This window comes from Flavobacteriales bacterium, from assembly GCA_021739695.1.
Taxonomy (GTDB): domain Bacteria; phylum Bacteroidota; class Bacteroidia; order UBA10329; family UBA10329; genus UBA10329.
Window position 1 is genome coordinate 139,520 of sequence record JAIPBM010000006.1, and the last position, 15,180, is coordinate 154,699.

Below are 15,180 nucleotides of genomic sequence, written 5' to 3' on the forward strand. Positions count from 1 at the left end.
GGTCAAAACAAATGGCTGCCAACATTCATATCGGTAAACTTGTACAGGACAGAGTAGGCGAAATGAACCTGTCGATAGCGGAATTCGGACGTAGGATCAATAAATCGAGGGCAAGTGTTTATCACATCTATAAAAGCTCATCAGTGGATGCTGAACTGCTTTTGGCCATATCCCTTGTTCTTGAAAAGAATCTGTTCGCACCTTATTTGGAGTTACTTCCTGATGCTGGATCAGAAAAAGCGCTTCTTTGTCAGATAGAGGAACTGAAAAAAGAATTGGAACTGAAGGACAAGCTCATTGCCTTGATGGAGGAGAAGATACGGAAGTAGGTCATCGTTCGATGTCCATTTCCCTATCGTCATTGTCTTCTCGCAGCTGTTCTAGTTGCTTTAATCGGTCATTCTGAATATCCAACTGTTCGAATTGTTCCTTTCCGATTCGCAATCTGGAGAATCGCATCTTCTTTTCATCTTCCCCAAAATACACACCCATGAGCTTTCCACCATGGTCATACGTTCTCAGTCCCATTTCTTCGAGTTGTTGCTTGAACTCTTTGGTGTTACCTGAAAGTCGGAACAGACGCTGAACGGTCATTGCGAGTTCATCTTTCGTCAGTGTCAGAAGTGGGTTTCTTTTCTGTTTATAGTAGGCTTTTTCTGAGTGCAAACGCTTGCCATAATTGGACATATCGATACCGATGGTCAGTTCTGGATGGTGTTCCTGCATGTAGAGGATCATTTCCTGTTGTACGGCTCTTAGCTGTCCCTTCGTCTGGCGGGTGGATGTTTTTGACATAAGTTCGTTTCCGCTGATGATCAGGTGGCTATGCCGATGGTCCTGTTTCATATGGTGACATCCGAAGACAATTGCTTTTGGAAAAGCGGTTTCGATGTAATGTCTGGACAGGTCGTCCATTATCTCCATCGTGACCTTATCACGGTCAATCGGGTTTACGGATAATATGACGTGCTTGGCCTTGTTCTTTATTCTGTTGCTGGCATGGTTAGCAAAGTTGGTTTGCAGTTGGGTGGCAATCGACCGTTGGTCGGTGCGATTAAGATTATGAAAAATACCCTGCTCATGATGGTCCTTTATCCGCCCATCATCGGAAGCAATGTAGTTGACCACATTTGAAATGGCGTTGTAACTCTTAAGTTGAATGACCTTGATTATCATACGTGTTGAGCCATGCTGTCAATCTGCCAACCTCATCCGGGTGTTGCTCCAAATACTGTTTGAGCACTTCGAAAATGCTGGGTGGAAGGGTTATTGTTTCAATGACGGTTTCCTCCAATTGCTTTAGAAGTTCTTGCATTTGCTGAAAGCCTTTCAGATCGAGCTCCCTGCGGGAATTTGCAAACCTGACGGTCTGGTTCAGGTTATTCCCAATTTTTTTGAACTCATAGACCATCTGTTCGAGTTTGCCATCATCGGGCAGTACATATCCATTGCCTTCCATGTCGGCCTTTATGAGTGCCTTTATGAGCTCTGGAACCGAGAATCCGGTGCTTTTGGCATGGTTGAGAACCTTTTCCGCTTCCACTTTGGGAAGGGACACCGAGAACGTACGGTGACGTTTGCGGTATTCCTGTTTGCGTTCGGTGTCCTTACTCATGTCAGGCATGTTCCATTACATGTTGCTTTTTGGCGGCTATTAATTGGTCAATGTCCATCAGATTGAGTTCTGATGGAACTTTGCCTTTGAAGGGTGCTGGGGGAAGCTCGCTTATCTTCCGCATCGACCTGTCTTTGAAATACGGCTTTACCTTGACCTTGGCAGGTCTGTGAGACCCAGCGACCAGCATCGCTTCGCTCTTTTCAAGGTGTATCAGTTCTGATCGGGTCAGAATTTCCCGCTGGCCTCGACCTTTGCCATCTTTACGCTCGAAGCTCCATTTGCCTAATCGCTGTTCGAGCTCCGTTGCCAAACTCATCTCCATTCCTGGAAAGATCAGCTTGCTCCAACAGTTGTTCTTGATGGTGTTGGCATCATGCTGACCGTATCGTTCTTCCAATTGGGAGAGCGTCTGGATACAGCTCATTGCCGAAACATCGTACTTCCGTAAATTTGCCAACGCTTCCGGAAACCCTTTCACCGTAAAAGATCCCATCTCATCCGCCAATATGTTGATCGGCAAATCTCCATCTTTAGGCATCTCTTTCATGAACGCTCGGAACATGAACGTGAACAGCATCTCATAGATGAACGAGTGGTAATCGGACATAACATCCGTGAAGATGTAGAGTGCTTTTTTCTGCTTTCGGAACGCTGAAAAGTCAATGGTGTTTACCGAAGTACAAAGAGCCAGTTCATCATCGGCAAAGGCTTTCAACGCACTTTGAATACTGCTCAGAATATTTTTGAGAACTTTCGGATCCTGAGCAATGAATGCCTTGTAATCGCTGTAGAGCCTATCATCACCATACAGCACGCAGAGCTTATCGACCTTGGTGCCTGACATCAATTCGTCATTCAACCGTTTGAGATTGACCGGATTGTGGTAGATTTTTGGGAGACACTTCAGCAGTCGTGTTTCTATCGACAGTCCAATGGATGCCGCTGAAGGCCAGAAGATATCCTTGGACGCTTTCATCTGTCTTGCCATGAGCATCTCCGCGAGCATGTTTATTTCGGTTGACGTATTGGCCAGTTCAATAGGATTGAAGCCTTCTGAAATTCGATGGTCATTAGGCGAGAAAACCATGACCTCGGCTCCATGCTTTGCCCATTGTCCTGAACTTTTGGTATGTCCTTCGCGAGCGGGGTCAAGGAATATCATCGAGCAGTCCTCACTTCCAAATTTTATCGCACTGGGAAGTAACGTTGATACGGTCTTTCCTGAACCCGTATTTCCAATGACCAGGGCGTGCATGCGGGAATGTTCTCTGCTGATTCTACCTGACCCGATATAGAAACCTGTTAGCCACGGTTTTATCAATCTGAACGGATTGAGCAGGTTATCATCATAATCTTGCTTGCGCTTCTCTTTCGTCAACTCTACCACCAGGGCAATTCCGATGAACAGGACGGCCAAGTGCCAGAGTTTGGGTGTATATGCGTATAAATAGTCCATATCGTTTTTCTTTTAGTCGAGTATCAATCTGATGAGGTTCTCAATGGAATTCAGGACAAAGGCCAGTAATCGTAGCATTGCTGTGAACAGCCAGAGGATGAGCCGTCCGGTCAGTTTGAATACTGACCAGACGGCTTCCCAAAATGTGTTTCCGCTAGCTGCCATGGTTTCCGTTTCCTTGGTTGATGGCTCCATGAATGTGAACTTCTGCACCGAGTTCGGTCAGTCGGGCTCTGAGGTAGTTCGCCCGTAATCGGTATGCAGCATCTTCATTCGAATCCTTCGGTCTGTGAATCAGATGGACAACTATGCCTGAAAGGTTCTTCAACTTCCTTGCGCCATCAAATCGGTTCCAGAGAACCTTATCATTGAATTCCAATTTCACGCTGGTATCGAAATCCGATATCCAATTGTCTCTTGGCGTGTTCTGACCGAGATCCGAATACACGTACACATATCGGTCGTCATTCGGAAATTTCTCAAGGTGGATAAGCTCTTGTATCAGCGGTTCCATGACGGCCGAATGGTCGTATCCTGTCTGTTGCTCAGCGAGCTTTGACAGTTCCTCGGAAACGGTGGCCTCCAATTTCTTGACACGGCTTTTTCTGAACAGTTCATTGTCGTCCAAAGCCCAAGTAGATGGGGCACCCCAGTCCCGAAAGGTCGGGAGGGTCAGTACCGTCAGGTCTTCGACCGCAACGTCTGTTATCCTTCTCAGTCGTACTTCTCTTCCCTGTTTGAATGCATCCCATGAGAACTCCTGCTCATCGAATTGGAATGTCTGTTGGATTTTGAACGTATCAGTTCTATCCAGCAAAAGAGTTGCCCTATAAACGGGACGCTGTGGTGCGTTATACAGGTTCAAATAAGCCAATACTCCTGCTGTCAGGATGATGGCCATGCTTAATACTATAATCGTTACTTTTCTCATGATCTTGGTTCTTTTATGTTATTGTTTTTGTTTTCGAATTCATCGTGTAAAGGCGGTATATCGGTCACGAACACCCCTGATCCCTGACTGCCATGTGGTCGTCTGGAATTGTAGATGCTCTGATATTTATTGACCGTCCCTTTATAATGGTCTGCCAGATACTTCTGAAGTGACCTTGCATTGTCCATCGAGATAAGACGTGAGCCCAATCGGTTGCTTCGCTCGTTTTCGACCGCTTTTATCTCAGATATGATGTCCTTCTTTTTAGCTTCAAGCTCATCGAATTGGACGAAAACCTTGTTCTCTTCGGTAAGCTGCATTTGTTTCGCTCTGACCTCCTCAGCGAGGAATTCCGCGACCCATGCCGTGAGTGAAAAAAAGAAGGACAGGAATGCCAAAATGATAGGTCCGTAAAGTGAACCTCCATCCTGTGCCTGTAGGTAGGCGTGTCTTGAGAAGCCCAGAAAAGCGGCCACAACTCCGTAGGTGAACAGGCCGACAGAAACCCATGCCCATTTTTCCTGCTTCGTTGTTGCATTACGGATTCGCTTGTTTAGGAATTTGGACAGAAAGTATTTTCCTCCATTGAGCAACGCTGCCCAGAAGTAGGAAATTAGCCCGGATCCCCCTGCCGCACGTAAAGCGGGTGCCTCAAAAAGCACGTCCAGACCTAGAAGAATGAACGGTGCTTTAAGCAGCACTTGTTCATACGTTGACAATGGAGTTGGTCGCGGAATGCCATTGGCTGGATGTGCAGCAACTTCCTTTTGAACTTCACCCAGATCCAACCTCAGTTCATTGAGTTGTTGCGTGAACTGCTTTGCCTCATGGTTGCCCAGTAACCCTTGTGAACGTGGGTTGAGGGCAATGTCAATGTCGGGAAGCAGTTCTCTGTACTGTTGACGCAGGTCTTCGATATTCACTTTGAACTCGGGAATGGTCAACGGTTCCTCACGCTGACTGCGGATCTGGGCATCGATCTCCGATGCACTGCGTATCCTGTTGGCTTTGGTCTCAAGTTCTCCCTTGAGGTTCAGATACCCAGCCATGTCGGGCATGGTCGTGGTCGATAATCCGGTATTCTGTTGTATTGCTGTCATGATTTCTTAGTTTTTGTTCTTGTTTGAGGTAGGTTCTGATGTGTTATTTCATTGTAGCACGAATTGAGATGCTAGTAACTCATGGAAGGTCAAGGTCTGATCTGTTTTTAGCCATTGATTTTCAGTTGTGGCTTCTTCCCGGCTTAATTTGGACACCGAGACCGCGAATAAAAAATCCGTGAAAGACTCAGGCCTCTTTCTCTTATCCATCACCTTTCTCGTTTTTCAAGATTCCAAACGACACTATAGTAGATGGGAGATTGACCTAGCGCAAGTCTCAGGTCATTGTCCGTCATCCTTTCCTTATCAACTGGAATACTGATGTTCTTGTCGGTTACTGGATTGCGAAAGAGAGCACTTCTTGCCGTTCGGTATTTCTCCCTGTAACCGTAGTCGGTGAGTTTTTTCCTGACCTGACTAGTCTGGTAGCTTTTGAGTATTGTTTCCATTAGACCTGCTCTTTGGTAAATACGATGCATGCCTAAAGCCATCAATAGTGCCAAGTGGAGTTGAACACAATCAATTATCAACAACGCTAAATCAATACCGCATTCAAACAACTGATTTTCAGATTATTAACATCCGTCTTTTCCTTAACCGTGAGTACTTAGCTAACGAAAGACCTAGGTCACATGACTAATCAATAAATGATGTCATCTATCATTTATTGATTACTTTTCCAAAAATGAGCCAATGAAAAAAGTATTGATTTCTTGGATGGCCAAGGAGAATGATTTCGATAAAGAGAGTGGAGCGGTCAGGTCTAATGGCCCCACATGTTCAATACATCAACACCATTATCAATATGACGAGCACATCCTGCTTACCTCGTCTAAAAGTTCGTCTGAAGATATTCGGTACCAGCATCTTGTAACCTACTTGAGGCGTTCTTTCGGCAATCAGATTGTTGAATGTGCCATGGGAATTAATGACGTGATAGACCTGAGTGAAATACTTGCGAAGGTTACAAGTCTTCTCTTGAAGTATCGCAATAGTGAGATTACCGTTTTCATATCTCCGGGCACTCCATCAATGCAAGTGGCCTGGTATCTCTCCCATTATAGTTTGGGACTTAATATGAAACTCTTCCAAATGCGTAGACCTGAACATAGCGAAAACGCTATTCCTAAACAGATATGGGTTAAAATGGAGTTGTCGTCCTACATTTCCTCTGCTATAATCAGACAAGATGAGTTGGACAAGAAATTCCCTTCCGCCCATATTATAACAGGGATCTTGAAGCCCATTTATGCCAAAGCTGAGCGAATAGCTTCCACTGATCAGGTCCGAGTTCTGATACTAGGAGATACAGGAACAGGAAAAGAACAAGTCGCTCGGTTTATTCATGACAACTCACCAAGGAAGCAGAAGGCGTTCATAAAGGTGAATTGTTCAGCCATAGGTGATAATCTTTTGGAAAGCAGGCTGTTCGGTTACGTAAAGGGTGCCTTTACAGGTGCTGACAAGAATGAAGATGGGATTTTTCATGCCTCGGATGGCGGAACAGTCTTCCTTGACGAGATTGGAGACATCAGTCCGTACATGCAACAATCTCTATTGCGATTCCTTCAAGAAGGAGAAATACAGCGGGTCGGTTCATCTAGACCCGAAAAAGTGAACGTCCGAGTATTGACTGCAACCAATCGTGACCTATACGCAAAGTCCAGCAATGGCAGCTTTCGTCAGGACCTGTATTACAGGTTGTCAGTTTGTGAGTTAATCATGCCATCATTGAGGTCGTATCCTCTGAGTGAAAAGGAGGAAATTTTCACCCACATATGGAGAAAGTCAGTTCAAATTCTAGGTAAACGTGCTCCAAAACTGCCAAGCCCATTGAAAAGAACATTAATAGAACACACTTACCCTGGGAATTTCAGAGAGTTAGAAAATACTCTTTTAGGGATAATTGCAGAAAGCTCTGACATTGTGCGAAAAGAAAATATTCCTAGAAGAATTCTTCAGCCAATTGGCACCGACTCAGTCAAACTCGAGGAGGTGGTAAAATCACATATAAAAATGGTTTATTTAGAATACGGTGAAAATGCGGTTCGAACGGCACGTGCTTTAGGTGTCAGTGTTAACACTGTAAAGAAAAAATTAGGCGAGGCTCGGTAAATCTATACGGCTATCTCCTTCAAAGCATCAACGACAAACTTTAAATCAATGGCCTCACTAGGTAAATGCTCCTGATGCGCTTTTGTCCTATTTAAAAGAAAATCGGCATAGCGACCCTCAGCATTCTTAAGTTGGAACCACCTGTCATCTTCAACATTTGTAACTTTGTCCGATAGTTTTATCCACACTTCCTCGGGAACGGTAGGTCCGTTGTTAATCGCTTTCGAGTTAATCGTTTTGTCGTTTAAAATCATAACACCAAACCCATTATTTCCTCCTGAAGTATAATCTGCATTAATCAAAGCCTTAACAGCAGTAGCTACATTAGGATAATGAGGATTTGTCACTTCCACATTGTACACTACCAAAGGCGAGTCGTAATTCAACGTACGATTTCTGGTGTCTGATTCCCGTTGTTTAGGAACGAAGTTCTTTTCAGTAATCTCAACCTTTTCAACCCACCCGAAACGCGCTTGGTGTTTTCCCTTTTCCACAGTTACGGACTTAATGTCATCGGTGATTTCACGGAATGTGACCTGATTTTGAAACAGAACTTGCCAGAGATGCATCATAACAAAGTTAGCCACCGGCACTCCCCAGCATTTGTACAATGAATAGCACACATAGTGTACTATTAGATTTTGTGGCTTTATCTTATTTCCTTCATCGTCCTTCCAAATCGCATTATCGATTGTTTTATGATTCCCAACCTTGTAATTGTGAAAAAACATTCCTGCTACGGATTTAAAGGCCTTTGATTCCCCCTGAAGAAGAGTTTTCTTTACAAAATAATCCAGACTACCCTTCGCACTTCGTTCCATGTCCGTCTTTTGCCTGTCGTTCAATTCCCCGAGGGGAAGTAGTTTATTTTCGTAGCAGAAAATAACGGCAATCACGCAAGCGTCAACAATTGCCCTTTTCCAATTTTCCGTTAAATACTTTGTCGTAGGCTCAGCCGACAAATCATCTCCTCCTAAGAAGAATGGAATGTCATGCATGCTTGAGATAATATTCTTAATGTTGTAGGTATGGGCACCTGCATGTGAGTCAGAATAGTTTACCTCATCCAGAACAGTTTGAATTGAGCTTGGAAGCTCTCCAGAATAGAATGCTTCCGCTACTAGTTGACTACATGACGGCTTCGTTCTGGTTCCATCCGCGTGATGCTCATCATAGAACGCCAACGCTTTTGCACCACCAGACTCATCTGCATGAATACCAAATACAACTCCCGAAGACCATGACATTCTAGCGTACGAATCGTCCTCAGCAGACATAAGTACATGATCGGAAACCTCTATGTCTTTCAAATGGGGCGGGAGGATTGCTCGAAAGAATAATTCAGCAAAATATTCATCCAAATGCGCATTCTTGTGAATAATGGTTCGCTTAAGTTTTGTCGTTTTCTGCGTATCAAACCTAGTCAGCTTTGTCTTATCATGTTTTTCAAGCACTTTGTACAAATACTGAGCGCTTGCATATGTGATAGCATTAAGAATTCCGCCTTTTTCAGAAATAAGATCCTCACATAACAGAATTCTATTAGCATTGATTATCGATGTCCTTTCTTGCTGATTCATGTTTTCTTATCAGTATTAGTTCTAATAACAGAAATAAAAGTTGCATCATCGGTAGGCCAATCACGCCCTTCCTTCTTCTTCAGCACCTCCTTAACAACCCTTTTTTGAAATTCTCTCCTTCTATCTTGAAACCCATTCTTTAATCCTACTATTTTCGAGTCAAAAAAGAAAGAGCCGAACTCTGGAGTTTCCAATACATCCGTGTCTAGAAGGCCATCCGTGGCAATAAGTAGACTATCCAGATTCTTTGTATTCCCACTACCTACTATTTTCATTGATACCAAAGCTTCCTCATCTCCACTATTGAATTCAACGAAATTGTTGGATAAGTATTTCCCAGAAGAACTAGTTACCGTCATCCGATTCCCGTTGATAAAGACATCACCATCACCACAATTAAGAATGACGTAATATTTCTCTGTGATAACAAAAACCGTCAGAGTGGATGACATCAGATTATTCAAAAACTGTTTCCTTTCAAACTTCCAAGGGTGTACTGCGTTGATGGTTCGAGCTAACCGATAATTTATAAGTCTCTCAAACTCTAATGGAAAACCAGCCAGCGAAACTTTATTCTTCAAAACAATCCTGCGTGCAATTCGGACACCAAGAAAACTAAGGAAATAGGCACCTACCTGATTGAACGAGTGACCATTGAGATTTGTCCCACTCGTACAACCGTCAGCGATAGTTCCTACTAGAAGTCTTTTTCCAATATAGATGCTTGCAGAATCCTGATTTCCGATACTACTTTCTTTATGCATCAATCCTTCCTGGCTCATCCCAAATACCGAAAACGACAATCCAGTGCTATTGTCCGAATCCGTAAGAAAATCTACGTTGTACTCAAAAGGCCCCATCATATTCAAGGTATCTTAAGTCCGTACTGATCCATGAATAACTTTACTTCTTCTGGGTCGTTCTTGTCCTGACCTAAAAGCTCGAATTCATTTTCCGATGACTTTATCTTCCTTCTTTGAATATAAACGGTGCTTCTTGGACCATGGTAATAATATTTGCGTTCACCTTTTACAAAAACATCTTCGAAGTACTTGAAAATGTCAGGGCAATTCTCCGATAAGTACTGAAGCCTGTCAGACACAGCATCGAATAAAGGATTGCGTTCAATGTTCAAACCTGAGTTCTCAATTTTAGATTGGTTTTTGAGAACGAAGTCAAGCCAACTAACCCCTAAGTTCTTTTTGTAATCGGTATCTGTCGGGTCTGTTGTCTGATAAAAATGCGGCTTTACCCCCACTAGTAGCTCAAAAGCAACCACGGCCATAGCATAGATATCACTATCAGTATTATACAGGAAAAACCTTGCTCGACCTTTGCCATCAGTCTTGACGGTTGGATCAACATATTCTTTGCGTCTTGTAGTACTGAAAAATCCACCAACCTGTACAGAGTCAAAATCCACAAGTACCGGAGCCAAGGTTTGTTCATTTATCAATATGTTTTCTGGGTTAATATCCCCTACGACAACCCCGACCTTATGAAAAACCTCCAAATAGTGATTTAGCGCATGCACGATGGAAAGCAGGTTTTCATCAACCAAGTTCGTTCTTCCATAAGAAAGCCCATTGCTGGAATATTTGATGTCATTAAGATCTAAATGGTTGGGATAATAACGCATCATAAACCCACAGAAGTGTTTAGTTCCAACTTCGTAGACAGGAGCTTCAGGAAAAGCTACGAAATTTTCAATTCCCAATAGGAACTTTTGATTTCTGTTAATCAGCGTAATAACCTTTCGTTCATTAAATGCTGTTCTCTTGTCTGGATTATAAACCTTAACGCACTTGACAACACCCTCAACATTAGTTGTCCATAATTCCCCTTCACCACCGAACTTTCCAGTGCTAGTTAATTGTCTTTTTTCTTTGTTGATTATTACCTCCATGGATTTACTATGTATTCTTTGCATTCGTAGAGAAGAGTTGAAAGGCCCTTCTGATTGATTCAGCGTCAGTATTGTCTATCGAAATTGACTCGTTGAAATTCAGTTCTTCCCGTATTGATTCCAATTTGTCGTTTGAAAATTCACTTCCTGTAAGACCTATCAATACGCTTGAAACGAGAAACGATTTTTTATTATCTCTGCTCCTTAACTCTTCAAGCCTTTTTCGGATTTGATTGACTTTAGCAATTTTCTTACTCGCATAAGCCTCGGGGCTTTTGGAAACTTCTATACCGTCTGTAATCGTATCCTCTCCATCAGTTATGACACCGATAGAAACCTTATCGATTCGTTTATGGCTTTCTTCAACCTCCCGAAGCTCATTGTACACTACTCTCAGGGATTCATCAATCGTATCATAAAGAGCGGTCATTCCACCTGGTCGGTATCCCTCGCCACCTAGAGTGACAACCTTGTCAGACCCTTCCATTGCCTCCAAATACTCGGGCGGATTGATAAGGTGCTTACGACTATCAAATGTGTATTGATATATCTTCAAGTAGCCATCTTTGCATATTGCGCTACCTCGAAGTGCTTGCAATGCTTTCTTATGGGCTTCACCAATTGCCAACCTCAATCGTGCCACAGCATTCTTATAATCCTGTGAATCCCATTTATCCCAATTTGATTGATCATCGAGAAACGGCCAGATCATAGACTGGGAACTATCAATCAAGAGAATCACGCAATATTCCTCTCGCTCTATGTATCTACGTTCTCGTCTTTCAGGTACTACTTTAAAAAGCGGTTGTAAAGCCTCGCGTTCTGAATTTGACAGGTTCGTTATAGAAACCAAAGAGTACCTCCGATAATTCGTCAAGTACCATTCCATAACTATTTGAAGCCCCAGCATTAATTGCTGAAACTCTCGTTCGATAAGCTCAAAATCATCCTTATAAGTATTCCAATTCCTTTTTTCAGTAATATCTCCAATGTTTTTTCTCACCTTTTGTAAGATTCCACTTCTAAAAGTGTATTTATTCGTTTGCTTGTTTTTTGAAGAAAAGAATTCCTTCTTATCAACAGTATACAAGGGTGACCTAAAGTCAGAGGAAGATTTATCAATATGAAACTCATGTATACAGATGCTTTGCATCAAACTGATAACGGCGTCCCTAGCGTCTCGAAGGGCATCGGTAGGTTCTCTACTGACTCCAATAGCTTTACAGTATTCCCTCACTGCTTTCAGTTCATATGAATTTAACTCCATGGCAAAAATTGAATATTAGAACAACGCAAAAGCAAGTTAGCATTATTAAATCAAGATTCAGGCTGGAGAGACTTAACATCAGTAAGATATCAAGGCACCGACTACTAATTGGTAATAGAGTTTGAATCGTTTTTGGTGTATCAGTGATGGGCTAATTCCCAGTAATCAGCTCATTGAGCCGAACATCTAGGCTCGATTTCTTATGACGTTCTTCGAAATATACCCTTGTAATACCAGGATGCCCATGACCCAAACCTTTTCCGATTATTTCTTCGGAAACATTTGCATCAAGAGCAGCATTAACCCATCCGTACCTTGCGTCATACGTGGTTATCTTCTTCCCTATTCCTGCCATTCCAGCAAGCATTTCAAGATTGCTGTTTTGCTTCTTTAATGCCCTTCTTCGTCTATTACGCTCAGTGACTTTGGTATTTGATGATTTTGTTTTTGCGTTGATGGCTCGAATACCGTTGTTCACTTGCTCTACATCATAAATATCAAAAGCAAGGTCATGCGGATTCTTGCCTCGCGTGAAGTATTCCCAAATGCTTGCTGCTTCTCTGGTGAGAGCGACATCAATCCGTTTGTTCTTTCGCTTTCGGATGGTTTTGGTTCGTTCGTAGGAAATGAACTGCCCCACTCTATCTGACACGAGAAGTTTAGCTAAATCAACAAAGTTCATTCCTTGGCAATTAAACATGAAGAGAAAGCGGGCACGGGCTTTCCAGAGGTCAGATCCTTGTTCTAATTCAAGTCTTCTCAGGTTTGCTATATCAGTTGAAGAAATGGAATCAACCTCTTTGGTTTCGTACGGAATACCAACGATTCGGAAGGGTTGAAAATCAGAAGGAACAAAGTTTCTTTTCTCCTTTATTGACTGGTTTATTATTGCTCGAACCGCTCGCATGTATACACCTGTAGTATTGGGTTGCCAAAGACGTTTTACACCTTCAATTTCAGTTTCTGCCCAGACCTTGAATTCTTCTAAGAATTGCTCGTTGATTTCAATGAGCGTGATGTCTTTCCCTTTATTGAATTTGATAAAGGCATGTATTCCGTCTCGATACCAACTGGCTTTGCCTACTCGGTTTGTTGCTAACGCACGACCAATGAGCAGCTGCCCCCAATTCTGAAGTGTTCCCTCGGTTGACTGTGTGTAACGGACTTTTTGGACCGTGTCCGCAGTAGTGTTTCCTCCCCTCTTTATAGCAATGGTGAGTTCGGTCTTAATATCTGAAATGTTCATTACTCGGAGCTCTAAAGCATTCGATTCCAAATAGATATTCGCTTTTTGAACGGTCGCCTCAAGACGACTTTGAAGACGTTTGTAGTTATCGATACCAGATACCGATTGTGCCTTTGCATTCCATTGCTTCGGTAGCAATCGTATATCAAGGGGAATTGTTCGTGTCTTACCTTTGTGTGCTACTTGAAGAACGAGTGGATAGGTGTCCGCGTTATCTGAATAACGCTTGTCTAGATGAAGTTTTACATGTGCCATGAGTAGTGTTTTTTGCTACTCAAATTTGCGTGTATTTTGCGTGTATTGCTGGTTCAAAAAGGGCTAATTTGGGAAATGGTCAATTCACAAATTGTTGATAACCAGTCATTTGGTATTAAATGGTTTCATATGAACACTAAAATTTCCTCCTGTCACGCAGGGGGTCGCGGGTTCGAGTCCCGTCCGGACCGCTAAAGCCTTTCAGAAATGAGAGGCTTTTTTTATTCATGAATACGTCCATGAAAATCTGAAACCATCGTGCAGCTTTGATCATACTTTTACAGCAAATATTTATCATGAAGAATTACTTATTAGTGGGACTGTTTGCGACAACTTTATGGAGCTGTGGCGATAAGCAGAATACCGCCAATTCCGGTGAAGTGGTTGAATTGGAAGAAGAAAAATCGATCAATGTGAACTTCGACCTTCAAGGACACAGAGGAGCGAGAGGATTATTTCCGGAGAACAGTATCGAAGGTTTTCTTGCTGCAGTAGAATTGCAGGTGAACACCGTTGAGATGGATGTAGTGGTAACGAAAGATGGGAAAGTGGTGGTTTCGCACGAGCCTTGGGTGAGTTCGGTGATATGCTGGGGACTGGAAGACAAGCCTGTTCCTGAAGGAAAAGGTCTGGTTATTTACCAAATGACATACGATCAGCTGACCAATTACAACTGCGGAAGCCAAGTTCATCCTGATTTTCCGCTGCAAGCGAAAATGGCAACATTTAAACCGCTACTAAGTGATGTGATCACTGAAGTGGAAGCCAACGCATCGGCATTGGAGTTGGAACCTCTGAAATACAGCATTGAAATAAAGAGTACACCTGAAGGAGATGGCGTTTTCCATCCAGCTCCGAAGGAATTCTGCGAGTTGGTTCTGAACGTGATCAAGCAAGGAAACATTAAGGACAGAGCGATTATTCAATCGTTTGATGTGCGGGCATTGCAGGCAATGAAACAATTGGAACCTTCCATTCCTGTGGCGCTGCTGATTTCGGAAACGGATGGATTTGAAAAGGACCTAGAAAAGCTTGGTTTTACACCTGAAATCTACAGTCCGAATTTTCATTTGGTGAATGAGCAACTGGTGAATTCGTGCAAGCAGAATGGAATTAAACTTATTCCGTGGACGGTGAACGAGGAAGAAGATATGGTTGAATTGCTGGAGATGGGTGTTGATGGCCTCATTACCGATTATCCGGATGTGGCCTTAACGCTGAAAATGTGATTCAGTCTTCGAGTTTGGCCCAAACAACGCCTTGCTCGTTGCCAATTTTCATGACGTTTCCTTCAAGTTCTAAAGGTCTGCACAGAATGGATACCTGATAGATGTGATCGGAAGATGAAATTTCCTTTTCGAGTTGCATTTTGAGATTCTGGAATCGGTATGGAATGCGTTTTACATCTTCTTCGGATGCAAACCGGATCAGGAACGTTGAACGCTTTTCAATCTGTAGTTCGGCTTGCTTAGACTCAACTGTCACTTGCTTGGAAGGAGTGCAGGCACTGAACAACACGACAATTGAAAGTAAATAGAATGAACTGCGCATGGCGTGAATTTAATGGAGATCGGTGATCTGCGCGAAGGAAAGCCATTTTGACGTTGGAATGTTTGAGGGGCCGCGCGTTAGGGAATGAAGCGGCATCCTTTTTTGTTTTTCACAAAAAAGATATAGCGGAATGCCCGACCCTGATTTTTCATCGG

At 43.0% G+C, this 15,180-nt stretch carries 16 protein-coding genes; 3 read left to right on the forward strand and 13 right to left on the reverse strand.

Annotated elements, in window-relative coordinates; all coding sequences use genetic code 11:
* Positions 1-11 precede the first annotated feature (11 nt).
* The gene (locus K9J17_05520; protein ID MCF8276176.1) at positions 12-329 is read left to right on the forward strand and encodes a hypothetical protein; all 318 of its coding nucleotides are present in this window, start codon (positions 12-14) and stop codon (positions 327-329) included.
* Position 330: 1 nt separating this feature from the next.
* Here the strand turns inward: K9J17_05520 and K9J17_05525 are convergent, their stop codons facing one another.
* The 7 genes from K9J17_05525 to K9J17_05555 form a co-directional block, all read right to left on the reverse strand.
* Entirely contained in the window at positions 331-1,176 is an 846-nt protein-coding gene (locus K9J17_05525; protein ID MCF8276177.1) for a relaxase/mobilization nuclease domain-containing protein, read from the reverse strand.
* Positions 1,151-1,615 (reverse strand): MobC family plasmid mobilization relaxosome protein, encoded by a 465-nt coding sequence (locus tag K9J17_05530; protein MCF8276178.1) that lies wholly within the window; start codon positions 1,613-1,615, stop codon positions 1,151-1,153. The genes K9J17_05525 and K9J17_05530 overlap by 26 nt, the downstream gene beginning before the upstream one ends.
* Position 1,616: 1 nt before the next feature.
* Positions 1,617-3,074, reverse strand: coding sequence for a type IV secretory system conjugative DNA transfer family protein (locus K9J17_05535; protein MCF8276179.1), 1,458 nt, complete (start codon positions 3,072-3,074; stop codon positions 1,617-1,619).
* 12 nt (positions 3,075-3,086) lie between these two features.
* Positions 3,087-3,239, reverse strand: a complete 153-nt coding sequence (locus K9J17_05540) for a hypothetical protein (GenBank protein MCF8276180.1) — start codon at positions 3,237-3,239, stop codon at positions 3,087-3,089.
* Positions 3,229-4,005 carry a hypothetical protein gene (locus K9J17_05545; protein MCF8276181.1) on the reverse strand — a complete coding sequence of 259 codons (777 nt, stop codon included), beginning with the start codon at positions 4,003-4,005 and terminating at the stop codon, positions 3,229-3,231. The genes K9J17_05540 and K9J17_05545 overlap by 11 nt, the downstream gene beginning before the upstream one ends.
* Entirely contained in the window at positions 4,002-5,105 is a 1,104-nt protein-coding gene (locus K9J17_05550; GenBank protein MCF8276182.1) for a hypothetical protein, read from the reverse strand. The genes K9J17_05545 and K9J17_05550 overlap by 4 nt, the downstream gene beginning before the upstream one ends.
* A 209-nt stretch (positions 5,106-5,314) precedes the next feature.
* A complete protein-coding gene (locus tag K9J17_05555) occupies positions 5,315-5,554 on the reverse strand; it encodes a hypothetical protein (GenBank protein MCF8276183.1) in 240 nt (79 codons plus the stop codon).
* 244 nt (positions 5,555-5,798) lie between these two features.
* Between K9J17_05555 and K9J17_05560 the strand changes: the two genes are divergently transcribed.
* Positions 5,799-7,220, forward strand: coding sequence for a sigma 54-interacting transcriptional regulator (locus K9J17_05560; protein MCF8276184.1), 1,422 nt, complete (start codon positions 5,799-5,801; stop codon positions 7,218-7,220).
* A gap of 2 nt (positions 7,221-7,222) precedes the next feature.
* Here the strand turns inward: K9J17_05560 and K9J17_05565 are convergent, their stop codons facing one another.
* From K9J17_05565 to K9J17_05585, 5 genes are all read right to left on the reverse strand, one after another.
* Positions 7,223-8,800, reverse strand: coding sequence for a hypothetical protein (locus tag K9J17_05565; protein MCF8276185.1), 1,578 nt, complete (start codon positions 8,798-8,800; stop codon positions 7,223-7,225).
* Positions 8,797-9,582, reverse strand: a complete 786-nt coding sequence (locus K9J17_05570; GenBank protein ID MCF8276186.1) for a protein phosphatase 2C domain-containing protein — start codon at positions 9,580-9,582, stop codon at positions 8,797-8,799. Before K9J17_05570 ends, K9J17_05565 begins: the two co-directional genes overlap by 4 nt.
* A gap of 83 nt (positions 9,583-9,665) precedes the next feature.
* Positions 9,666-10,706, reverse strand: a complete 1,041-nt coding sequence (locus K9J17_05575; protein ID MCF8276187.1) for a hypothetical protein — start codon at positions 10,704-10,706, stop codon at positions 9,666-9,668.
* A 7-nt stretch (positions 10,707-10,713) separates the two neighbouring features.
* Positions 10,714-11,973 carry a hypothetical protein gene (locus tag K9J17_05580; GenBank protein ID MCF8276188.1) on the reverse strand — a complete coding sequence of 420 codons (1,260 nt, stop codon included), beginning with the start codon at positions 11,971-11,973 and terminating at the stop codon, positions 10,714-10,716.
* A 151-nt stretch (positions 11,974-12,124) separates the two neighbouring features.
* Positions 12,125-13,474, reverse strand: a complete 1,350-nt coding sequence (locus K9J17_05585; protein MCF8276189.1) for a site-specific integrase — start codon at positions 13,472-13,474, stop codon at positions 12,125-12,127.
* A 296-nt stretch (positions 13,475-13,770) separates the two neighbouring features.
* On the opposite strand from K9J17_05585, the gene K9J17_05590 reads away from it, so the two are divergent.
* Positions 13,771-14,703 carry a glycerophosphodiester phosphodiesterase gene (locus K9J17_05590; GenBank protein MCF8276190.1) on the forward strand — a complete coding sequence of 311 codons (933 nt, stop codon included), beginning with the start codon at positions 13,771-13,773 and terminating at the stop codon, positions 14,701-14,703.
* 1 nt (position 14,704) lies between these two features.
* Here K9J17_05590 and K9J17_05595 read toward each other — a convergent pair whose 3' ends face one another.
* Positions 14,705-15,025 (reverse strand): hypothetical protein, encoded by a 321-nt coding sequence (locus K9J17_05595; protein MCF8276191.1) that lies wholly within the window; start codon positions 15,023-15,025, stop codon positions 14,705-14,707.
* Positions 15,026-15,180 lie beyond the last annotated feature (155 nt).

Bases quoted from the DNA above. Each gene is read 5' to 3' on its own strand.
- K9J17_05520 (MCF8276176.1), top strand. From the start codon at position 12: ATGGCTGCCAACATTCATATCGGTAAACTTGTACAGGACAGAGTAGGC.
- K9J17_05525 (MCF8276177.1), bottom strand. From the start codon at position 1,176: ATGATAATCAAGGTCATTCAACTTAAGAGTTACAACGCCATTTCAAAT.
- K9J17_05530 (MCF8276178.1), bottom strand. From the start codon at position 1,615: ATGAGTAAGGACACCGAACGCAAACAGGAATACCGCAAACGTCACCGT.
- K9J17_05535 (MCF8276179.1), bottom strand. From the start codon at position 3,074: ATGGACTATTTATACGCATATACACCCAAACTCTGGCACTTGGCCGTC.
- K9J17_05540 (MCF8276180.1), bottom strand. From the start codon at position 3,239: ATGGCAGCTAGCGGAAACACATTTTGGGAAGCCGTCTGGTCAGTATTC.
- K9J17_05545 (MCF8276181.1), bottom strand. From the start codon at position 4,005: ATGAGAAAAGTAACGATTATAGTATTAAGCATGGCCATCATCCTGACA.
- K9J17_05550 (MCF8276182.1), bottom strand. From the start codon at position 5,105: ATGACAGCAATACAACAGAATACCGGATTATCGACCACGACCATGCCC.
- K9J17_05555 (MCF8276183.1), bottom strand. From the start codon at position 5,554: ATGGAAACAATACTCAAAAGCTACCAGACTAGTCAGGTCAGGAAAAAA.
- K9J17_05560 (MCF8276184.1), top strand. From the start codon at position 5,799: ATGAAAAAAGTATTGATTTCTTGGATGGCCAAGGAGAATGATTTCGAT.
- K9J17_05565 (MCF8276185.1), bottom strand. From the start codon at position 8,800: ATGAATCAGCAAGAAAGGACATCGATAATCAATGCTAATAGAATTCTG.
- K9J17_05570 (MCF8276186.1), bottom strand. From the start codon at position 9,582: ATGAGCCAGGAAGGATTGATGCATAAAGAAAGTAGTATCGGAAATCAG.
- K9J17_05575 (MCF8276187.1), bottom strand. From the start codon at position 10,706: ATGGAGGTAATAATCAACAAAGAAAAAAGACAATTAACTAGCACTGGA.
- K9J17_05580 (MCF8276188.1), bottom strand. From the start codon at position 11,973: ATGGAGTTAAATTCATATGAACTGAAAGCAGTGAGGGAATACTGTAAA.
- K9J17_05585 (MCF8276189.1), bottom strand. From the start codon at position 13,474: ATGGCACATGTAAAACTTCATCTAGACAAGCGTTATTCAGATAACGCG.
- K9J17_05590 (MCF8276190.1), top strand. From the start codon at position 13,771: ATGAAGAATTACTTATTAGTGGGACTGTTTGCGACAACTTTATGGAGC.
- K9J17_05595 (MCF8276191.1), bottom strand. From the start codon at position 15,025: ATGCGCAGTTCATTCTATTTACTTTCAATTGTCGTGTTGTTCAGTGCC.